Source organism: Frigoribacterium sp. PvP054, from assembly GCF_040547465.1.
Classification (GTDB): domain Bacteria; phylum Actinomycetota; class Actinomycetes; order Actinomycetales; family Microbacteriaceae; genus Frigoribacterium.
The window spans coordinates 17,595-38,454 of sequence record NZ_JBEPPU010000017.1; the positions used below are offsets into that span (position 1 = coordinate 17,595).

General features: G+C 64.9%; 20 protein-coding genes and 1 tRNA gene. 8 read left to right on the forward strand and 13 right to left on the reverse strand.

All coding sequences use genetic code 11. The features are described from left to right. Nucleotides 1-12: 12 nt before the first annotated feature. From ABID81_RS14775 to ABID81_RS14825, 11 genes are all read right to left on the reverse strand, one after another. Complete coding sequence (locus ABID81_RS14775; RefSeq protein WP_354595543.1) at nucleotides 13-1,023, reverse strand: hypothetical protein; 1,011 nt, start codon at nucleotides 1,021-1,023, stop codon at nucleotides 13-15. After that, nucleotides 1,020-2,480 (reverse strand): hypothetical protein, encoded by a 1,461-nt coding sequence (locus ABID81_RS14780; RefSeq protein WP_354595544.1) that lies wholly within the window; start codon nucleotides 2,478-2,480, stop codon nucleotides 1,020-1,022. The genes ABID81_RS14775 and ABID81_RS14780 overlap by 4 nt, the downstream gene beginning before the upstream one ends. Before the next feature lie 2 nt (nucleotides 2,481-2,482). Further along, nucleotides 2,483-2,989, reverse strand: coding sequence for a hypothetical protein (locus ABID81_RS14785; protein WP_354595545.1), 507 nt, complete (start codon nucleotides 2,987-2,989; stop codon nucleotides 2,483-2,485). Between the two features lie 3 nt (nucleotides 2,990-2,992). Further along, on the reverse strand, nucleotides 2,993-3,400 hold the full coding sequence (locus ABID81_RS14790; protein WP_354595546.1) for a hypothetical protein: 408 nt from the start codon (nucleotides 3,398-3,400) through the stop codon (nucleotides 2,993-2,995). Further along, nucleotides 3,400-3,774 carry a hypothetical protein gene (locus ABID81_RS14795; protein WP_354595547.1) on the reverse strand — a complete coding sequence of 125 codons (375 nt, stop codon included), beginning with the start codon at nucleotides 3,772-3,774 and terminating at the stop codon, nucleotides 3,400-3,402. Before ABID81_RS14795 ends, ABID81_RS14790 begins: the two co-directional genes overlap by 1 nt. Further along, a complete protein-coding gene (locus ABID81_RS14800) occupies nucleotides 3,764-4,105 on the reverse strand; it encodes a head-tail connector protein (RefSeq protein ID WP_354595548.1) in 342 nt (113 codons plus the stop codon). The genes ABID81_RS14795 and ABID81_RS14800 overlap by 11 nt, the downstream gene beginning before the upstream one ends. Nucleotides 4,106-4,143: 38 nt before the next feature. Next, nucleotides 4,144-5,715 carry a phage major capsid protein gene (locus ABID81_RS14805; RefSeq protein ID WP_354595549.1) on the reverse strand — a complete coding sequence of 524 codons (1,572 nt, stop codon included), beginning with the start codon at nucleotides 5,713-5,715 and terminating at the stop codon, nucleotides 4,144-4,146. A gap of 171 nt (nucleotides 5,716-5,886) precedes the next feature. Then, entirely contained in the window at nucleotides 5,887-6,924 is a 1,038-nt protein-coding gene (locus ABID81_RS14810) for a phage portal protein (RefSeq protein ID WP_354595550.1), read from the reverse strand. Nucleotides 6,925-6,971: 47 nt separating this feature from the next. Next, nucleotides 6,972-8,408 (reverse strand): terminase large subunit domain-containing protein, encoded by a 1,437-nt coding sequence (locus ABID81_RS14815; protein ID WP_354595551.1) that lies wholly within the window; start codon nucleotides 8,406-8,408, stop codon nucleotides 6,972-6,974. Between the two features lie 86 nt (nucleotides 8,409-8,494). After that, nucleotides 8,495-8,827, reverse strand: coding sequence for an HNH endonuclease (locus tag ABID81_RS14820; RefSeq protein WP_354595561.1), 333 nt, complete (start codon nucleotides 8,825-8,827; stop codon nucleotides 8,495-8,497). 465 nt (nucleotides 8,828-9,292) lie between these two features. After that, nucleotides 9,293-9,586, reverse strand: coding sequence for a hypothetical protein (locus ABID81_RS14825; RefSeq protein ID WP_354595552.1), 294 nt, complete (start codon nucleotides 9,584-9,586; stop codon nucleotides 9,293-9,295). Nucleotides 9,587-10,711: 1,125 nt separating this feature from the next. Between ABID81_RS14825 and ABID81_RS14830 the strand changes: the two genes are divergently transcribed. Both ABID81_RS14830 and ABID81_RS14835 read left to right on the forward strand, forming a co-directional pair. Beyond that, the gene (locus tag ABID81_RS14830) at nucleotides 10,712-10,945 is read left to right on the forward strand and encodes a hypothetical protein (protein ID WP_354595553.1); all 234 of its coding nucleotides are present in this window, start codon (nucleotides 10,712-10,714) and stop codon (nucleotides 10,943-10,945) included. Next, nucleotides 10,942-12,057, forward strand: a complete 1,116-nt coding sequence (locus tag ABID81_RS14835; RefSeq protein WP_354595554.1) for a tyrosine-type recombinase/integrase — start codon at nucleotides 10,942-10,944, stop codon at nucleotides 12,055-12,057. Before ABID81_RS14830 ends, ABID81_RS14835 begins: the two co-directional genes overlap by 4 nt. 34 nt (nucleotides 12,058-12,091) lie before the next feature. Here the strand turns inward: ABID81_RS14835 and ABID81_RS14840 are convergent. Next, a tRNA-Val gene (locus ABID81_RS14840) sits at nucleotides 12,092-12,164 on the reverse strand. A gap of 89 nt (nucleotides 12,165-12,253) precedes the next feature. Then, nucleotides 12,254-12,727 (reverse strand): peroxiredoxin, encoded by a 474-nt coding sequence (locus ABID81_RS14845; protein WP_043592615.1) that lies wholly within the window; start codon nucleotides 12,725-12,727, stop codon nucleotides 12,254-12,256. Nucleotides 12,728-12,991: 264 nt separating this feature from the next. Between ABID81_RS14845 and aceE the strand changes: the two genes are divergently transcribed. The 6 genes from aceE to ABID81_RS14875 all read left to right on the forward strand — a co-directional run bounded on the left by aceE (nucleotide 12,992) and on the right by ABID81_RS14875 (nucleotide 20,726). Then, nucleotides 12,992-15,736 carry a pyruvate dehydrogenase (acetyl-transferring), homodimeric type gene (aceE, locus tag ABID81_RS14850; protein WP_354595555.1) on the forward strand — a complete coding sequence of 915 codons (2,745 nt, stop codon included), beginning with the start codon at nucleotides 12,992-12,994 and terminating at the stop codon, nucleotides 15,734-15,736. A gap of 7 nt (nucleotides 15,737-15,743) precedes the next feature. After that, nucleotides 15,744-16,970 carry a PucR family transcriptional regulator gene (locus ABID81_RS14855; protein WP_354595556.1) on the forward strand — a complete coding sequence of 409 codons (1,227 nt, stop codon included), beginning with the start codon at nucleotides 15,744-15,746 and terminating at the stop codon, nucleotides 16,968-16,970. Nucleotides 16,971-17,076: 106 nt separating this feature from the next. Continuing rightward, nucleotides 17,077-17,997: an ACP S-malonyltransferase gene (locus tag ABID81_RS14860; protein WP_354595557.1), complete on the forward strand. Its 921-nt coding sequence runs from the start codon at nucleotides 17,077-17,079 to the stop codon at nucleotides 17,995-17,997. Beyond that, the gene (locus ABID81_RS14865) at nucleotides 17,994-19,004 is read left to right on the forward strand and encodes a beta-ketoacyl-ACP synthase III (protein ID WP_354595558.1); all 1,011 of its coding nucleotides are present in this window, start codon (nucleotides 17,994-17,996) and stop codon (nucleotides 19,002-19,004) included. The genes ABID81_RS14860 and ABID81_RS14865 overlap by 4 nt, the downstream gene beginning before the upstream one ends. Before the next feature lie 81 nt (nucleotides 19,005-19,085). Further along, nucleotides 19,086-19,334 carry an acyl carrier protein gene (locus ABID81_RS14870; protein ID WP_354595559.1) on the forward strand — a complete coding sequence of 83 codons (249 nt, stop codon included), beginning with the start codon at nucleotides 19,086-19,088 and terminating at the stop codon, nucleotides 19,332-19,334. A gap of 153 nt (nucleotides 19,335-19,487) precedes the next feature. After that, nucleotides 19,488-20,726 carry a beta-ketoacyl-[acyl-carrier-protein] synthase family protein gene (locus ABID81_RS14875; RefSeq protein WP_354595560.1) on the forward strand — a complete coding sequence of 413 codons (1,239 nt, stop codon included), beginning with the start codon at nucleotides 19,488-19,490 and terminating at the stop codon, nucleotides 20,724-20,726. The last annotated feature ends 134 nt before the right edge of the window (nucleotides 20,727-20,860 follow it).

Below are 20,860 nucleotides of genomic sequence, written 5' to 3' on the forward strand. Positions count from 1 at the left end.
AGCCCTGCCGGATCACAGGGTCACCTCCTGGTACGCCACAGTGACAAGCCACACCGCGCGGGTTTGAGGCTCTAGTTCCCGAGTAAGAGCGCCGTTGACTATGTAGGTCATGGTGGCGCTCTGAAGGTCGCTGTCGGCGTACGTCATGACGTAGCCGCCCACGTGCATGCGCTCAGACTCCAAGGCGTCGGCCTCGTTGTCGTAGACGAGCGTGAGGGTGCCGCTGCGGAGGGACATGGGAAATTGCGTGATGTCTGGGTACGAGCGCCCCAGCACCTCGTGAACGACCGTGCGGCTCTGACGGCTCGATTGATACCCAGCTGAGAGCAGGGGGCGAGTGGACAGCGGAATACTCACAACGTCTCCGAGAGTCGCGCCGGTGAAGTACCGGAACGGAGCGGAGGTCGGCGCGTTCGAACCAATCTCGACCTGCCAGCGCGTGGACTCCCAAATCATCGATGCCGGGGCAAGGCCGCCACCGGTCGTGCCGTAGACGTAGACAAGAGGCAGCAGTCCGGTGACCGGGGTCGTGGCGTCGGGAGGGACGATGCCGGAGTTCTCGAAAGTCACTGTCGATCCGGCTGCTACGGCGGTGGTGGGACCGAGTTGCGAGGTCGCTCCGGCCTGATTGCCCTGGTCGTTGTAGAAGGCCGTTCCGAGTCGGACGTACATGGTCGCCGTGCCGGGGTTAGTGACTTCGACGCGGTGCGTCCACCGCTGACCGGGCTGGCATACGAACCGACCACCGCTCGGGTTGGTCGAGTCTGCGCCCTGCGGGACCGGATAGACGTAGCTCGTCGCCGTGCCTGAGGGCGTGACACGGAGCTTCCCTGCCACGACCTCGCGAGTACCACCGGGTGCGGCCCAGTACGTGACGGCGGTCGTCTCCGGGTCCGGCACGACATTGGACCCGAGCACGGCACCGTTGATGAGTAGGTCAGACGGTGAGGCGTTCGCGGTCCGACGCCACTGGTAGCTCGTCGTGGCCGTCGTCGTCTCGGCACTTGTGATGAGGGTGCTCACGGGACGCCCATTCCTTGATTTGCGGGAAGGTCAATGCGGTTCTGCACGCGCAGAAGCACGTTCTGGGTTTTGGTCTGATTGAGGTACGCCTGAATGTTCGAGCCGTCAGGGTTGAGCCGAACGGTGGCGTTGTACCCAGCGTTCGAAAGGCTGGCCTGGGTGGTGTTTGAGAAGGCCCCTGAGGAGGTCTTTCCGGCCTCTGACCAAATACGGTTCAGCTCGGCTTGCTGCGCGGGCGTGGCCGTTTTGTAGCCCGCCATAAACGTGGATGCGCTGTCGACACCCTGCGACGAGATAAACGCTTTGGCTTCAGGCGTCAGGGCGGCGGTGGCTAGCGTCTCCTGGTAGTCGCGAAGAGCTTGCTCGCGCTGAGTCATGGAGTCGATAAAGCCCTGCACGTCGAAAATGCCGGATTCTTTGTTTATGAAGTCTTCGGCACCACCTGCGGCGTCGTCGTAAGCATCGTTGATGTTGCCGATTAGCTCGGCTTTAGCTGCTAGCTCTGGGCCGTTTGCGTCGGCGTAAAGCTGCTCATTCGCCTTTGCCTCGTCCTGCGCCTTTTTCGCGTTTTGGAGGTAGTCGATATAGGTCTGGGTGGCCGCGATGCGTGGATCGTCGCCACCTACCTTGTCGCGATAGTTGAGGCCCTCTTGCTCGGCTTTGTTCGAATCTTCTAGAGCCTGTTTCTGCTCTTTGGTCTTCTCAATGAGCTTCGCGAGGTCGTCGCCCGAACCGGCATAGGCACGGGCTAGGTCCTCGTAACTCGACCCGGACTCGTCCGCAATCTTCTTGAGGTCAGACAGGCTGACCTCTGCGTCGTCGGTGGCGGTCGCCATCTCTTGCAGCTTGTCTACGATGTAGTCAATGCCGACCGCGCCGTCACCAACACTGATGAGTTCTTCGGTTAGCTCACCCACTCGCTCTTTAAAGCGTTCGGTGCTCTCGTTGCCCTCGTCCATCTTGGCGATGACGAGTCCAATACCGGCAGCGGCGGCAAGACCGGCCACAGCACCGGCAGGGCCAAAGCCTGCAAAGGCGTTGGCTGCAATCTCTTGAATGGCGTCTGCCACGCTCTCGAATGAGCCATCGAAGCTGGCGGCGGATTCCTTTGCGGTCGAGTTGGCCTCGTCGCGGAATTCGCCTAGGCCCTCTTCGGCGTTTTTCGTCCCGCGACGTACGGAGTCGCCTAGCTCTTTGCCGGGGTCGGTGCGCTTGGCAGCGTCGGCAAGATCAGAGAATTTGCGCTCTAGCTTCTCGGTGGCGTTACCGGCATCTTTCGCGCCATCCTTTACGCCGTCCCCTAGGGCGTCACCGGTCTTGTTGGCGCTGCGCTCGGCGTCCCTCGTGAGGTCGTCTAGCGCGTCAGAAACGTCGTCAAGGGAGTCAGCTACATTCTCGGTGCCCTTTTGGAACGCACGGACGTTTGCAGCAATGTCGATATTGATGCCAGCGGCCATGACTATTTCCTTTCGATGGCGTCGTAGAAGCTGCGGACGACGGTTTGCACCCACAGGGATGCGAAGCGGGGCACGAGGGCCTTAGCGGTCGGGTAGACCACGTAGCCGTTTCGGCGTCGGGGCCGAAGTTGCGCCTGCGTGCGGCGGCGAACCGTGAAGTTCGTCCCCCCGCGCCGCGACTCGTAGCCCCGATATTCGGAGCGGTCGCCGCCGAACTCGACGGCGTATGCCTGCGTCTTCGGGTTGAGCCCACCTCGGAGCTTTCGGCCCACGGTGGCGCTCGACAAGCGCACGTTTTGGTTGCTCATCTTCACGCGGCCGGTGTCGACCAGCACGCGGTGTTCGAGGCGGGTCTCGGCCCTTTCCGCAAGACCCTTTTGCCATTCGGGTAGAAGCTGCTCGCGGGTGTACTTACGGACGTTGCTTTGCATCTCCTTGGATGCCTGACGGAGACTCAGGACGGTGGCCTGTAGCTCTCGGGAACCGTTGATATCGATTCCAAGGCCCATGGGTTAGACCGTGACGATGGTGGGCTGTCCCTGCACCTGGAATGTGACGCTGAAGACAGGTACGGAGTTGACGGCCCCACCAATGTTGGTCGGCACGAGGGTGACCGAGGCGCGGAAAATCTTGCCACCCTTGATCGGCGCAAAGTCCATAACAACTGTCTTGCCAGCGTTGGCTAGGAGGTAGTTAGAAAGGCTGGTGGCGGTCGCCCAGTCCTGAGCACCCGATAGGTTCACAACCCATGACGGTGAACCGGCAAAGTTGAAAACACTTGCCGGGGTAAGTCCTGCGAAGTTGAACGTAGGAACTGTGGGAACGAACTCGACGGCCGAAATGGCAGCCTCGAAGTTGTCAGCGGCAACCTTCACGGTCGCATCTGTCAGAGCAAAGGGTGTGACGGCTACTACGGCCATTAGGGGGTTTCCTTTCGAGAAACAATGTCGATTGTGATTTCCCAGCCGAGGTTGTTCTGTACGAGAACCGGTTCGGCGGCGGTCCACTGCACGCCGAGTTCGTCTAGGGCAAAGATGAGTTCCATAACCTCGTCATCGAGTGCGCCCCAGGCCCTTGTCGGGTCGTCCTGGGGGTCAATGACGGTGATGGTGAATTGAGACACCAACGCGCCCATGGGGGCGGCGGGTGCTCGCTCGATGCGGCTCGCGTGCAGCATCACGGTGACCTTGGAAAGCACGTCGAGGTTGCGGCTGTACGGCACGAGGACCCATGCAGCCGGGAGGGCAGGTTTGAGGGCGTCGGCTAGTTGCTGGCGGGTGGTCTTATCGGACATACGGCACACCCCGTTTGGGCCGAAGTAGACCCTTCACTACGCGGTCCATGGCGTAGACCGGTACGGCGTAGCCATCCGGCCCAATGTCGCCGCCCTGGTCAGTTTTGATGGCCTGCCAGAGGTTGCGGGCTTGGAGGAGCTGCGCCTGTCGGTAATTGACGGGCACCTCCCCCACGACTGCCGGGGCGTACGCCTCGCACTGAATACGTGCGGCGGCTAGAAGCTCTTCTAGCTGCTCGTCGTCAAGGTGCATGGCGTCTACCCACTGAATGCGGGCGGTGTCAACGGTGTGCCAGCCGTAGGGGGCGGGTACTGATGGTTGGTCGGTCATACCCGCCCCTTTCGTTTAGCTTGCCTAACTAAATATGCTTACGCATTGGGCTTGATGAGCTGAAGGCCGGTCGGGTACTCGATACGAGTCTGGATGTAGCCGAACAGTGCCTCGTCGAGTCCACCGTGAACAATGTCGATGGCGTTGACGCGGATAGGTGCGCCGGGAAGCTCGTAAGCGCCCGCCGCTTCCTTTGCGCCGACCAGTACGGTGCCTGCGACCATGCCGGGGTGCGGTACAACCTTGAAGCTCGAAACGGTGCCCTCCTCTAGGCCCAGAGCGGCGTTCAGGTACGCAAGCTTGTCCTCTTCACGAGTGAAAACAAGCTGCTCGAACACGTCGGAAGCAACAATGGCGAAGCTTGGCAGGGCGTCGGAGTTGATGACGCGGAGTGCCCCGCGAACGATCTTTGCCATAGCGTCGGAGACACCGGCAGGGATGACACCTACCGTGCCAGAGGTGGCACCCAGCACGAGGTCATTGAGAACCTTGGCATCAGACTTCTTGGCGTAGCTGTCGGCAGCGGCGCGGAGGAAGCTGTCAATAACGGCTGTCTCGCCGAAGTCGAAGAATTCGCGGGCAATGTCCCAACCACCGGCAAAGCGCGTGACGCCCCACTCGACGGCCTCAGTCTTGGCAACGTTCGAGGGAATTTCGGCCTTGTTACCGGCCCACTCGCCCACCTCGGGAGGCGTAGTGAAGCGCCACCCCTTAGTGGTCAGGCTAGTAAGCGACCCCTGAGTGATGAGAGGAATGACACGGCGCTGGAAGGTGCGTCCGCCCCACACTTCACCGACATACTCGGGTACGACGACGTTAGTGCCTACGGCGTTTGCGCCGCTAATCTTCACGTCCGAAAGGGCGGCAATCAGGGTGCGGTCCTGAGTCCGGGCAGCGCCGGCGATGTTGGCTAGCAGAGTCTCTTTGTTGACTGATGCGTTTGCGTCGCGCTCGGATGCATTGAGCGTGGCGGGGACTGTGGCGTTAGGCACGTCGGTTTCCGTTTCTTCCGGCTCTTTGTCCGGGTCGATGATTTCGAGGGGCTTGCTTTCGTCGCCAGGTGCGACTTCGGGGGTGTCGTCACCTAGCGGGGCGACGGTCAAGCCGTAAGGCTCAAGCTGGGTCTTTAGCTGCTCGACGTTGAGGTCGACGCTGATCGCCTCGGGGGTGTCTTCGGCGGCAGCTAGGAGGGTGGCGGAGGGAAAGGCGGGTTTAGCGACGAGGGCACCACCGAAGAGGCGTCCACCTACGGCCTTTCCGGCCTTGATGACGACGTTTGCAACCTCGGCCGAGAGGTGCGTGCGCTGTCCTGAACTGATGTCAGCTAGGGCCTGGTCACCTTCGGGCGTCTTTGCAACGGAGAACGTGGCGACGATGCCTTCAGGCGTCTCTCGAACGTTGGTGGCACGGCCTAGTACGTCCTCACGGGCGTGTTCGAGATTGAATCCCACCACCGAGTGGTCAGCGGGAATGCTGAACGCGCCTGTGTCGACGGTGAAGCGTCCAAGGTTGGAGCGGGCCTCTTCACCGAACGGTACAAGTAGGCCGGTGACGGTGCGGTCCTCGACTGAGGCGGTAAGTGTGCCTGCGTCGATTTGGATATCAGTCATAGGGGCTCATCCGAAACGGTTGTGGTGTCCTCCGGGACGCCTGCGGAAAGGAAGGTGGCAAAGGCGTTGGCTCGCGCCACCGTCTGCTCGGTGGTCATGAACCCAGTTGCGTTCTGAATCGAAACGGCGAGGCGTAAGGCCTCTAGTCGGTCGTCGGCGGTCATAAGTCCTCTAGTCGTCTGTCGGTGCGCCTGTAGGCGTCGGTGCAGGGGCGATGAGTTCGCCAGTGTCGAAGCGGGTGCGCTGGCCTCGGGGCACTACGTCATCCATGGACAGCCGCCCCTCAATGGGCGCGGTCCACAGCGGCACGCAGTAGGTCAGGTATTCCGAGCGCTGGCCCTCTTGCGTGCTGTACGTCAGTGACGCCTCACTGAGAGAGGCATCCATAAGTGCAGCGGGCACTCCGAGAAAGGCCCCGATATCGGCGCGGACCGCGTTCCGGCCCGACACGAATAGCGCGGGGTCGGTGGAGCCGTGCTCTTCTAGCTCGATGCCGTAGGGGGTGAAGCCGACCGCGCCGTCTGGGCTGCGCTTGGCCTTGGTCCACTGCGCTACGAGCTCGTCAATTTCTTCACGAGACAGGTTGAGCTCGTTGGTTTCGCGAATCTCAATGGCCGTAATCGGGTTACGGACGCGCTGAGTCCAGGCAACCTCTCGATCCCGGGCACCCCGGATGGTGCGGGCAGCCATTTCGAGTAGCCCGGTGTGAGGCCCTGGAATGTAGATGACTTCGGACTCATCGACAGGCTCGCCGTCGATGAGAATGTCGCCGTCTCGGATGCTCCACCGGTCCACCGGTAAGTGGTCCATGGCGAGCGGAAAGCCGTCTGCGCCTCGGGTGACGGTCCACACGGATGCGCCGTAGAAGATCAAGTCATCGACGGTCGCCGCCATGCGGTGCCACGGGCTCATGGCGTCGGTGCGGGTGGCCCATGTTGGTTGCTTGGCTAGCTGCCCTTCGGTGTCGAGAACTCGCACGGGCAGGGGTGCAATGGTCGAGATAAGTAGGTTTCGGGCTTTGACCACGGCAGGTACTCGCATGGCTTCGGCGCGGGTGAGGGGCAGCGCGTCAAGGTCGAGTCCGTACGCTTCCGCGAAGACGACCGACTGCAACTGCCCCTCAGCCCACGGGGAGGCGAGCATGTCGATACGAGCGGGCGCGGAAGAGGACACGCGCGCCGCGTTTCGAATGCTGCTGAAAATCCCCATACCATCTATTATAGCATGTTGTATTTCAGAACATAACCTTGCCTATATCATGCGGCGATACCTGTGTACATGGGTCGGCGTTGACGGGTGCCGTCGTAGACGTGCAAGGCATATGACGCGGCTTCCAGCGCCGTAATGTCGTCTTCAGGTGTGCCACGTCCTAGGCCCCACCCGTTGCCGATCTTACGTTTCACGGCCAGTCGCGCAGCCTCGCTCATTTCGTCTTGCTCGTAGTGCACTAGCTCGCCTTGCTCTAGCGCTTTGACGAGAGTTGCGGCGCTGGTCTTTACGTCGGCCATTGTCTGCGGTGCCGTGCGCGGTGCGGGCTTGGCTCGGCCCATAGCCTCGGTTTCCACGAGGACCGGACCGAACGTGTCGTGACCGATCTTGACGCCGTACTTCCGGGCTAGCTCGACAGCCCGCGTAGCAACCCACCGCACTCCGGGCCGGTGGTCCAGTACGAGGACGTGGGCGTGACCGGCGTCGTCTCGCCAGGCAGCAACGATGCTTGCAGACAGTTGGTCCGGGTGCACGGCAAGGCCCAGTGCGAAGTGTGCGGGCGGTGTCGGCAGGTCACCGCCCCTACCGGCATTGGCCCACTTTTCGCCGTTTAGGAATCGCCCCCCGCCGCCTGCGGGCCATACGCCGAGGTACTCCCGCGAGAATTGGTCCAGTGGCAGTTTCTCGTAGTTGCGGCGAATAGCGTCGATGGTGGTCAGCGTGCCAATGCCAGGGTGAGCCCTCCGCCACACGGCCTCGTCAGCCATCTCCTCTTCTGTAAGGCTGTCCCCCGCGCTGTACTCAACAATGCCCGTTGAGGCCCGCCCGTCTCGGCCGTCCTGCAACGTCGCCCAGAGCATGCCGGAACGGTGCTCCCCCGTTGTACCGGCCACAATGAGCTGCGCACCGGGGCGGGTGTCGAACGTCGGCAGGATCGCGCCGAGAAGGTCGTCTGAGGCGTCGGGCTCGTGCACTTGTGCCTCGTCCAAGATCACGAGGTCATAGGCGTCACCACGGAAGCTGTCAGCAATGGGCGGGAGGACTGCAAACCGGCTCCCATTGTCGAAGGCGATGTGTTCGCCACCACGTGACCGATTAATTTTGAACGGCCGGGAGTCCTCGTCAGGGAACATGCGTTCGAGGGGTCGAACTATGTCGATCAGGAACCTGTCACGGGCTTTGGTGCCGGTCTGTGCGCTGTAGGCGACGGCGTAGTCTTCCCGTTCGAGGCACCGGCCGAGGGCAAGGGCGAAGATCGACGTGGTTTTGCTCGCTCGTCGCGGCACGCAGACGCCCACGGTGGTCCACACCGCCAGCCCGTCGCCGCCTGTGGCGTTTATTACGTCCGCAATTGCGTACTGCTGCTCATGGATCGGCTTTTTTGCTGATCCGAGCCCCAATGCTTTCGCGCCCGTTTCGAATTCGCCCCGATATTGCAGAGAATTTCGCGCATCTGAAATTTTGTACGGCAATGCAGGTGCCATCTCCCCCTCCGAGGGGAGGGAAGGTGCTGCTGCCGGAACGGGGGTAGTAACGGTTTGGTCAAAAAAGTCGTCATTCGAACGTGTGTTCACCAATTGGGGAGCCTTCGGTCGTGTCTGTGTCGTGAGTTGGTCTTGGCTGCGCCCATGCGTCCGCCTGCCTTGGCGTTGCATGCTCGATGGGCTGGGCCTAGGTTGCTGGCGTCACTGGCACCACCGAGTGACAGCGCTTGAATGTGGTCCACTTGCCATGCCATGTCTTGGGTGACGGGGCGGCCACAGATGGTGCACGGTGCGGGCAAGGTGGCGGCGATGCGTTGTCGCCAGAGCTTGGAGTCGCTGCTCGTCCACCCACCTGTTCGGTGATGTGCGCTCACGCTGCCTGGTCGTCTGCGTGCTGGCGGTCGTAGGCCTTGTGGCACGGGAGGCAACGGGCCGCGTAATCCTCGGGGTTACCTGACCAGGACATGACTGCCATGTAGTCGCGACCGGCAATGCGGGTGACGACGAGCCCTCTTTGCTCTTGGCTGCTCTGGTGGTTGTAGCTCCACTGTGCGGCGGGTAGCGGGCAGTCAGCGCAGGTCTGTTGTGTGGCGGGACCTAGGCGTCTTCGGAGCCTGACGTGAGCGTGGTGGTAGCTGGTGGGTGTCGTGACGGGTGTGGGTGGCTGTCCGGCTCGGGCTCGGTAGTCTCGTGCATATCGGGCGTTAGCGCATCGTGTGCACTCGCCAGTCTTTTGCACGGCGGTGGGCGAGCCGCATAGGCAGACACTCATGACTGGGCCGAGGCTTCGACGGCGACGACACCGGCTGTGACGACGATGATGGGTGCGCTAACGGCTGTAGCGACACATGCGCCCACAAGCGCGGCGTAGATGAACTCACGCATTACGCGGCCACCTTCTGCCCCACGTAGCGAACGTAGAGCACGCCGTGGTTCGGGCCGTGGTCGCCCTTGCCCACTTGTCGAAGGCTGGCCTCGAACTCGCCTGCCGGAAATGCCTTGATGCCGCCCCGTTCAATGGCTGTCGAGATGCCTCGGGCGGCTGGCCGGTCGGACTCAACCCAAATGCCTGGATGGGCTTTAGCCTTGGACGCAAGGGCGGCGTAGTCGGTGTTGGCTGGTCGTCCTCGCCCATCGCTGATCTTCGGGCTAGGAATCTCGGTGTGTAGCTTAAGCATGATACTCTCTTCGTATACTGGGACACCGTAGTTGATATCCGCTATGTATATTCTATCATACTATTTGATCGGCCCTATCGTAGCGGTGCTATGGGCACGGGTAGCACTAACATGGGACTAACATGCGGCTGCTACCTCGCCGGTGACGCTCAAATAGCGTTGAGAGGCCCTGTGCGGCGATCTGAGATACTTTTACAGCGATCTGGGGTCAGAGTGCCATATCTACTTCTACAGGTCTTAGAGAGGCGCTGACGGCTTCTGAGCTGTTTACGGTACTAGTTACGGCTTTGAGCACACCAGGGGCATGGGCGCGAAAATGAAGCAAATCATTTGTACAAACGCCCTCACGTAAGTATCTGCTGTATTTTCCCACATGTACATAACTACTGTAAAAATAAGTAATACAGTCGTAGTGTAATTATAGTAGAATACAGAGCGGCAAGGGCGGGAAGTGATGTGTACAATTGTTAGTACAAGTCATAAGCCTGTTTTCCTGTATATATTGGAATTGACAGTCGAAACGACCCAAGCCGTATCTCTCCAAGCCATATCTGACGCTTCAAATTGACAGCTGAGGCTCAGATAAGACCAACTGTACGAAAAAGAAAAGTAAAAGAATACGTTAGTTTTTACTTTTCTTATTTGTACACTTGCGAAGTGGGTTGAGTTTCCGGGGCAGTTTTGCCTCAGACTGTCCTGCCAGTATTATCTTGCATGTACGTATTCACTTTGAATACACACTTTTGCATGCCCACTGCGATGTGTGGTACAATCTACGACAACACCCCAAAGTGGCTCATCCCACAACAATGGAACACACCCCTAGCCCTGACTCACCAACATCGAGTCGGGGCTTTTGCGTGCCCGAAACACACCACCCATCCCCTCGAAAGGGGCCTTATTGATCGGAGTTTGTATGAAAACCACCACCCCCGCACCGTCCCCGCTACTCAATTCGAAGGCTGTCGCGGCCCAATTGGGGGTCAGTGAGGCGACACTTTCTCGCTGGCGGACCTTTAAAACGGGACCGAACTGGATTAATCTCGGGAGCCTTAAAGACCCGATCCCCCGCTACCTCCAAGCGGATCTAGATGCGTGGATCGCGAAACGAAAGGTGGCTCACTCGTGAAGGCTCACAAGTGGCAAGTTCTCGGCGGCGTGGCGGCGGGGGCTCTCATGCTGGGCGGTCTTGTGTTCGCCATCTCGGCTGAGCCTGCCGTGCCTGAAACCCCCAGCACGTCCTACGGCTACTCCGAGTGCATGGACGACCTTGGACCGGACGCCGGTGACGCTCAGACGGTCGAGCAATTGAATGCCCTCGTAGCTGCGGCCCAGAGCGTGTGCGAGGACTACCGGTGACCGTCACCAAAACCCCTCAGGGCCGGTTCCGGGCCATCGTCAAAGAGGGTCGAAGGTCTGTGGCGTCAAAGACCTTTGACCGTAAAGGCGATGCTCAGACATGGCACGACCAACAAAAGGTAGCTCTGGCCCTTGGCACGGCACCCTCTGCGGTTGCTAACAGAGCCACCTTGGGCGACGTGTTGAACGAATGGATGACGGCGCGGGCCAAGACAGTTGCCGGGTCCACGCTGCGCGAAGAGGGCTACTCGATCAAACGCATTCCGGCCTCTCTACTCGGGCGTCGTCTCGGGAGCCTACGAGCGGCGGACTTTGATGCCCTCTACGCCGACCTGCTCGCCACACTGTCACGCGGCACGGTGAGCCGGTTTCGAAACACGCTCTCGTCTTTCTACGGGTGGGCCGTCAAACAGGGCAAGGCGGCCACCAACCCCGTTGTGGACTCTCGCGTGCCAAAGGGTACAGGCACGGAAAAGCGGGATGAGGTCTACCCGTTCACCCTCGCGGAGCTTCGGGCGGTCCATGAGGCGCTGGTGGCCGCTCACGGGGCCGCAAAGGCCGACGTAGCTCTCGTGCTGGGCCTCACAGGTCTTCGGTGGGGTGAACTTGCAGCGTTGCGCGTCCGGGACGTGCAGCTTGTGCCGTTCCCAGCCTTCCGGGTGTCTCGGAGCCGTCCTGACGGTCAGGCGGTGCGGAGCGTGACTAAGGGCGGCAAGCCTCGCACCGTGCCGCTGACGGGCGACGTACTGGCAATCGTCACCCCGCTACTCGGTCGCTCCCCTGACGCACCTCTGTTTCCGTCGTCTACCGGCACCATGCTTTCGGGGAACAACTGGAAGCGTTCAGTGTCGTGGGCGAAGCACTCGCGGGGTCGACGTGTGCATGACCTGAGGCACACAGCGGCGACTCTGTGGCTGGCGAACGGCGTCGACCTGAAGACGGTACAAACGTGGCTCGGGCACTCCACGGCGAAGCTCACTGCCGACACCTATTCGCATTGGATGGGCTCTGATGCCGACGCGGCGGCTCTCGCCCGCATGAACGCCGTTCTCGGGGGTTCGCCGGGGGTACAGCACCTCGAAGCTGAAAGCGGCCAAATGGTCCACAAATGACGAAACCCCCGAAGTGATCGGGGGTTTTGTTATGTGGGCCCTACCGGGCTCGAACCGATGACATCCACGGTGTAAACGTGGCGCTCTACCAACTGAGCTAAAGGCCCTCGCGCCGGGTCGACCCGGGCGAGCGAGTCCAGGTTAGCGGGTGCGCGAGGCGACCCGCGCCTCCCGCGCCTCCGGCCGACGGGGGCCGTCAGGCGGTGACGGGGACGAGCAGGTCGAGTGCCGCCCGGTAGTCGGCGAGCGAGCGCTCCTGCCCGGGCTCGGTGCCGAAGTGCTCGCGGATGACGCCGTCGACGTCGATCAGGAAGGTGGTGCGCGTCGCGAAGCCCTTGTTCTCGAGGAAGACGCCGTACTCCTTCGAGACCTCACCGTGCGGCCAGAAGTCGGCCAACAGGGTGAAGTCGTAGCCCTTCTCCTCGGCGAAGGCCCGCAGCGTGGCCTTCGAGTCGACCGAGACGACGAGCAGCTCGACCCGGTGGTCCTGGAACATCGCGAGGTTGTCGCGCAGCGTGCAGAGCTCTTTCGTGCAGGTGCTGCTGAACGCCAGGGGGAAGAAGACCAGGGCCACGGGCTTGACGCCCCGGAAGTCGCTCAACCGAACTCGTTCGCCGAACTGGTTCGGCAGGTCGAAGTCGGGAGCCTGGATGGCGTTCTCCAGAGCCATGGGTGCGTTCCTCTCACGTCGACCCGGGCGGTCGGCGACTGACACGATCGCCGATCTTACGCCTCACGCGGCGGATTCCACACGACGACGTGGCCGGGCGTTCCCAGCGCGTGCCGAGCCTGTGTCGGTCGGGGCAACTAGAGTGGGCTGGTCAGGCGGAGTACGTCTCGGAACCCGGGCACGACGGGCCTGACATCTGTTTGTCCACTCCACGCGGTGGCCTTCCAAGAGACGGCCGCTCAACACAGATGATTGAGGTCAAGGGTGACGGTTAACGATCAGGACCCGTACACGGTCGACAAGGCCGATCGCGATCCCGAAGAGACCGCCGAGTGGCGTGAGTCGCTCGACGCTCTGGTGGCGACGCAGGGTCACGAACGTGCCCGCGAGATCATGAAGAGCCTGCTCACCCGGTCGAGCGAGCTGCACCTCGGCGTGCCCATGGTGCCCAAGACGGACTACGTCAACACCATCGCCCCCGAAGACGAGCCCGAGTTCCCGGGCGACGAAGAGCTCGAGCGTCGCTACCGCAAGTGGGTCCGCTGGAACGCCGCCATCACGGTGCACCGCGCCCAGCGCCCCGGCATCTCGGTCGGTGGCCACATCTCGACCTACGCCTCGTCGGCCGCGCTGTACGAGGTCGGCAACAACCACTTCTTCCGCGGCCAGGACCACTCCGGCGGCGGAGACCAGGTGTTCTTCCAGGGCCACGCTTCCCCCGGCATGTACGCCCGCGCCTACCTCGAGGGCCGTCTCGGCACCGACCAGCTCGACGGCTTCCGCCAAGAGAAGTCGCACGCGTCGGGTGGGCTCAGCTCGTACCCGCACCCCCGGCTCATGCCCGAGTTCTGGCAGTTCCCGACCGTGTCGATGGGTCTCGGCCCGATCAACGCGATCTACCAGGCGCAGGTCGCCAAGTACCTCACCAACCGCGGCATCAAGGACGCCAGCGACCAGCAGGTCTGGGCGTTCCTCGGCGACGGCGAGATGGACGAGGTCGAGAGCCGCGGCCAGCTGCAGGTGGCGGCGAACGAGGGCCTCGACAACCTCAACTTCATCGTCAACTGCAACCTCCAGCGCCTCGACGGCCCGGTCCGCGGCAACGGCAAGATCATCCAAGAGCTCGAGTCGTTCTTCCGCGGTGCCGGCTGGAACGTCATCAAGGTCGTCTGGGGTCGCGAGTGGGACTCGCTGCTCTCCGCCGACTCGAGCGGTGCGCTGCTCAACCTGATGAACACCACGCCCGACGGCGACTTCCAGACGTACAAGGCCGAGAGCGGCGGGTACGTCCGCGACAACTTCTTCGGCCGCGACCCGCGCGCCCTCGAACTCGTCAAGGACTACTCCGACGACGACATCTGGAACCTCAAGCGCGGTGGCCACGACTACCGCAAGGTCTATGCCGCGTTCAAGGCCGCGACCGAGCACAAGGGTCAGCCCACGGTCATCCTCGCCAAGACGGTCAAGGGTTACGGCCTCGGCCCGTCGTTCGAGGGGCGCAACGCGACCCACCAGATGAAGAAGCTCACGCTCGACAACCTCAAGCAGTTCCGCGACGAGCTCCGCATCCCGATCAGCGACGCCCAGCTGGACGAGAACCCCTACCTGCCGCCGTACTACCACCCCGGTCAGGACGACGACGCCATCCAGTACATGCAGGAGCGCCGTCGGGCGCTCGGTGGCTACGTGCCCGAACGCCGCACCAAGTATACGCAGGTGGCCGTGCCCGAGGCGAAGACCTACGACGTCGTCAAGAAGGGCTCGGGCAAGCAAGAGGTCGCCACCACGATGGCCTTCGCCCGGCTGCTGAAAGACCTGCTGCGCTCGCCCGACTTCGGCCACCGCATCGTGCCGATCATCCCCGACGAGGCCCGCACGTTCGGCATGGACGCGTACTTCCCGACCTCGAAGATCTACAACCCGAACGGCCAGCACTACACGTCGGTCGACCGCGAACTGCTGCTCGCCTACAAAGAGAGCCCGCAGGGTCAGATCATCCACGTCGGCATCAACGAGGCCGGCGCGTTCGCGGCCTTCACGGCCGTCGGCACCTCGTACTCGACCCAGGGCGAAGCGCTCATCCCGGTCTACGTCTTCTACTCGATGTTCGGGTTCCAGCGCACGGGCGACGCCATGTGGGCCGCGGGCGACCAGATGGCGCGCGGCTTCATCATCGGCGCCACGGCGGGTCGCACGACCCTGACCGGCGAGGGCCTGCAGCACGCCGACGGCCACTCGCTGCTGCTCGCCTCGACGAACCCCGCGGTCGTCTCGTACGACCCCGCCTTCGGGTACGAGCTCGGCCACATCGTGAAGTCGGGCATGGACCGCATGTACGGCACCGACGAGCACGGCAACGCGTCGCACGCCGACCCGAACGTCATGTACTACATCACCGTCTACAACGAGCCCATGGCCCAGCCCGTCGAGCCCGAGGGCCTCGACGTCGACGGCGTCGTGCGGGGCATCTACAAGCTCAAGGACGCCGAGAACCTCGGGCCCCGTGCCCAGTTGCTCGCGTCGGGCGTCGGTGTGCCGTGGGCCCTCGAGGCACAGCAGCTGCTCGCCGACGACTGGAACGTCGCGGCCGACGTCTGGAGCGTCACGAGCTGGAACGAACTGCGACGCGACGGCCTGGCCGCCGACGAGCACAACTTCCTGCACCCGAACGACGAGCCGAAGACGCCGTACGTGACCGAGAAGCTGCAGGGCGCCGAGGGTCCGTTCATCGCCACGAGCGACTTCATGGCGGCCGTGCCCGACCAGATCCGCGAGTACGTGCCCGGTGACTACCTGACGCTCGGGGCCGACGGCTTCGGCTTCAGCGACACGCGCGCCGCAGCCCGTCGGTTCTTCAAGATCGACGGCCCCTCGGTCGTCGTCCGCACCCTGCAGGCCCTGGCCCGTCGCGGTGAGGTCGACCCCGGCGTGGTGCAGCAGGCCATCGACCGGTACCAGCTGCACGACGTCACCGCCGGCACGAGCGGCACCGCCGGCGGGGAGGCCTGACGACCCCGTGAGCGCCGAGCGGGTGCCCACGTCGCCCCTGCAGCCGTCCGCGGCCACGAAAGAGCGCACGCTCGCGTGGCTGCGGACGGTCTCGGGCGAACTGTCCACCGCCACCATCAAGCGCCTCGAAGAGACGCTGCCCTGGTACGGGGACATGCCGCCCGGGCGCCGCTCGGCCGTCGGCCTGGTCGCCCAGGCCGGCATCACCTCGTTCATCAGCTGGTTCGCCGACCCTCGTTCCACGCCGTGGATCGCCGCCGACGTGTTCGGCTCGGCCCCCCGCGAGCTGCTCCGCTCGGTCAGCCTGACGCAGACCCTGCAGCTCATCCGCATCACGGTCGAGGTCGTCGAAGAACGCGTCAAGGACGGCGACGACTCGCTCCGCGAGGCGATCCTGCTCTACTCGCGCGAGATCGCCTTCGCCTCGGCCGACGTGTACGCCCGGGCCGCCGAGGCACGTGGGCTCTGGGACGCCCGACTCGAGGCGCTCGTCGTCGACTCCATCCTCAGCGGCGAGTACGACGACGAACTACCGAGCCGCATCGCCGCCCTCGGCTGGCACGGTCACGGCGAGGTCGCCGTCCTCGTCGGGACGGCTCCCCGCATGCTCGACGTCGACACGCTCCGGCGCACGGCACGCCATCGCGAGGCCGACGTCCTCATCGGCGTGCAGGGCAGCCGTCTCGTGCTCGTGATCGGGCGGGCCGATCCGCTCGACGAGACCGGCGCCTCCTCGTCGCACCCGAGCTTCACCGAGATCGCCCGCGCCCTCGAACCCGGCTTCGGCGACGGGCACCTCGTCCTCGGCCACGAGGTGCCGAGCCTCGTCGACGCGTCCAAGAGCGCCAAGGCGGCCCTGGCCGGCTTCGCCGTCGCCCGGGCCTGGCGCAACGCCCCCCGCCCCGTGCTGGCCGACGACCTGTTGCCCGAGCGGGCGCTGGCCGGTGACCCGGTGGCGCGGTCCACCCTCGTCAACCGCATCTACAAGCCCCTCAAGGCCCATTCGACCGAGCTGCTCACCACCCTCTGGTGCTACCTCGACAACGGGCGCTCGCTCGAGGCCACGGCACGCGAGCTCTTCGTCCACCCGAACACCGTCCGGTACCGCCTCAAGCGCGTGACGGACGTCATCGGCTGGGACGCCACGGGGGCCCGCGAGGCGCTCATCCTGCAATCCGCCCTCGTCCTCGGCTCGATCGCCGACCCCGACGGGTCGGGCGCCCGACGCAAGTGACCGACTGCTCGGCAGGCCGGCCGGCTGTGCGCTTCGACAACGTTCGTCCGCATCTTTGGTCGAGTTGCTACACCGCTCGGCCCGCCTTCGTTGGCATGATGGTCCAGTGATCGTTGTCGTAGCGCCCGGTCAGGGCTCCCAAACTCCCGGATTCCTCGAACCCTGGCTGGCCGACCCCGACCAGCGTGCCCTGCTGACGTCGCTCTCCGACGCCGCCGGCGTCGACCTCGTCGCCCACGGCACGACGTCGGACGCCGACACCATCCGCGACACGGCCGTGGCCCAGCCCCTCATCGTCGCGGCCGGCATCCTCACGGCGAGGGCCCTCTTCCACCGCGTCGACCGCTCGGCCGTGTCCGGGGTCGCCGGTCACTCGGTCGGCGAGTTCACCGCCGCGGCCGTCAGCGGAGTCCTGTCCGACGTCGACGCCGTCACCCTCGTCGCCGAGCGCGGTCGGGCCATGGCCGACGCGGCCGCCCTCGTCGAGACCGGCATGAGCGCCGTCCTCGGTGGTGACGAGGCCGAACTGCTCGCCCGCCTCGACGCCCTCGGGCTCTCCCCCGCCAACTACAACGGCGGCGGCCAGATCGTCGTCGCCGGAGAGACCTCGGCACTCGCCGAACTCGCCGCCGATCCCCCGGCCAAGAGCCGCGTCGTGCCGCTGCAGGTCGCCGGTGCCTTCCACACGCGCTTCATGCAGCCCGCCGTCGAGCGCCTCCGGGCGTCCGCCGCGACCGTCACGCCCGGCGACCCCACGCTGACGCTCTGGACGAACCACGACGGCAGCACCGTCGCCTCGGGCGACCGGTTCGTCGAGCTGCTCGTGGGCCAGGTCTCGTCGCCCGTCCGGTGGGACGCGACCATGTCGTCGTTCGCCGACGCCGGCGTCACGGGCATCGTCGAACTCGCCCCGGCCGGGGCCCTCACCGGCCTCGCCAAGCGTGCGCTGAGGGGAGTCCCCTCGGTCGCCGTCAAGACCCCGGACGACCTCCAGGCCGCCGTCGACCTCATCGAGGGAGCAGCATGACCACCCCCCAGCTCAACCAGACCACGGGCGCGCAGTTCACCCGCATCTACGCCCTGGGCGCGGCGCGCGGCGAGAACGTCGTCCCGAACGCCGACATCGTCGAGCCGATCAACTCGTCCGACGAATGGATCCAGCAGCGCACCGGCGTGATCACCCGCCGACGGGCCGGCAAGGACGTCAAGGTCGTCGATCTCGCAGAGGCCGCCGCGACCGAGGCCATCGCCAAGTCCGGCATCCGCCCCGACCAGATCGGCGCCGTCCTGGTCTCGACCATCGGCGCCGGCGTCGTGACCCCCTCGGTGGCCTCGTTGCTGGCCGAGCGCGTCGGCGCGAAGCCCGCCGCGGCCTACGACATCTCGGCCGCCTGCGCCGGTTTCACCTACGGCATCGCGCAGGCCGACTCGTTCGTCAAGTCCGGCCTGGCCGAGTACGTGCTCGTCGTCGGAGCCGAGAAGCTCAGCGACGTCATCGACCCGACCGACCGCACCATCTCGTTCCTCCTCGCCGACGGCGCCGGTGCGGCGATCGTCGGGCCCTCCGAGACCGCCGGCATCGGTCCGACGGTCTGGGGTTCCGACGGCTCGAAGTGGGACGCCATCGGCATGACGTCGACCATGACCGAGTACCGCGACGGCGCCGGCGAGGTCGCCTGGCCGACCCTGCGCCAAGAGGGCCAGACGGTCTTCCGCTGGGCCGTGTGGGAGATGGCGAAGGTCGCGAAGGAGGCCCTCGAGCGTGCGGGCGTCACCGCCGACCAGCTCGCGGCCTTCGTGCCGCACCAGGCCAACATGCGCATCATCGACGAGTTCGCCAAGCAGCTCGGGCTGCCCGAGTCCGTCGTGATCGGTCGCGACATCGCGACCACCGGCAACACCTCGGCCGCGAGCATCCCGCTCGCGACCCACCGGCTGCTCGACGAGCACCCCGAGCTGAGCGGCGGCCTCGCCCTGCAGATCGGTTTCGGTGCCGGACTCGTGTTCGGCGCCCAGGTGGTCGTGCTGCCCTAGCGCGCCGCTGCCCGCCCGACCCCGGGGCGCTGTATAGGCTTTACCCCGGTCACAACGACACCCCCTCAAGGAGACAACACCATGGCACTGTCCACCGAAGAAGTCCTCGCCGGCCTCGCCGAGCTCGTCAGCGACGAGACCGGGATCGCCACCGACACCGTCGAGATGGACAAGTCGTTCACCGACGACCTCGACATCGACTCGATCTCGATGATGACGATCGTCGTCAACGCCGAAGAGAAGTTCGACGTCAAGATCCCCGACGAAGAGGTCAAGAACCTCAAGACCGTCGGCGACGCCGTCACGTACATCCACAAGGCGCAGAACTAAGACGTCGGCTGCCCGGTCGCCCTCGCGGCGACCGGGCCCCGCCGCTGTGCCCTCGACGCCGTCGACCCCTCGCCTCCAGCCTCGGCTGCCGTCCGGGTCACGGCGTCGTCGTACATCGGCACCCACCGACCGGCCCTCCCAGAAGGAACGTCAATGACCAAGAAGATCGTCGTCACCGGACTCGGAGCCACGAGCCCGCTCGGTGGCACCGCCACCGAGACCTGGCAGAACCTGCTCGCCGGCCAGTCGGGCATCACCACGCTCGAGCAGGACTGGGTCGCGAAGTACGAACTGCCCGTCACCTTCGCCGGTCAGGCCCGCACGCCCTCGGCCGACGTGCTCGACCGCCGCGAGACCAAGCGCCTCGACCCGTCGAGCCAGTTCGCCCTGACCGCCGCCCGCGAGGCCTGGGCCGACGCCGGCTCGCCCGAGGTCGTCCCCGAGCGCTTCATCGTCGACTGGGCCACCGGCATCGGCGGCGTCTGGACCCTCCTCGACGGCTGGGACACCCTGCGCGAGAAGGGCCCGCGTCGCGTCCTCCCGATGACCGTCCCCATGCTGATGCCGAACGGCCCCGCCGCCGCCATCTCGATGAGCCTGGGCGCCCGCGCCGGGGCCCGCACGGTCGTCTCGGCCTGCGCCTCCAGCACCGAGTCCATCGCGATGGCCTACGAGCACCTGCAGTCGGGCCTGGCCGACATCGCCGTCGCCGGTGGCTCCGAGGCGGCCATCCACCCGATGCCCCTGGCGTCCTTCGCGGCCATGCAGGCTCTCTCGAAGCGCAACGACGACCCCGCCACCGCCTCACGCCCCTACGACGTGACCCGCGACGGCTTCGTGCTGGCCGAGGGCGGCGCCGCCCTCGTCCTCGAGACCGAGGAGCACGCGCTCGCCCGCGGAGCCCGCATCTACGCCGAACTGATCGGTGGCGCGGTCACGAGCGACTCGTACCACATCACCGCTCCCGACCCCGAGGGCACCGGGGCGGCCCGGGCCGTCATCGCGACGCTCGAGAACGCCGGGGTCGACCGCGACCAGGTCGTCCACGTCAACGCGCACGCGACGAGCACCCCGGTCGGCGACATCGCCGAATACCACGCCATCAAGCGCGTCTTCGGCGACCACACCTCGAAGCTGATCGTCTCGGCGACGAAGGCGGCCACCGGTCACCTGCTCGGCGGCGCCGGCGGCATCGAGGCGCTGTTCACCGTCAAGGCCCTGCACGAGCGTCTCGCCCCACAGACGATCAACGTGACCCAGATGGACGACGAGATCGACATGGACGTCGTCGTCGACGAGCCGCGCCGCCTCCCCGACGGCGAGATCGTGGCGATCAGCAACTCGTTCGGCTTCGGCGGCCACAACGCCGTCGTCGGATTCCGGTCGGTCTGACCGCACGGACGGCGCAGGAGGGGGGGGGGGGGGGGGGGCGCCCCCCCCCCCCCCCCGCGGGGGGCCCCCCCGGGGGGGGGGGCCCCCCCCCCCCCGCGGGGGGGGGGGCCACCCCCCCCGGGCCCCCCCCCACC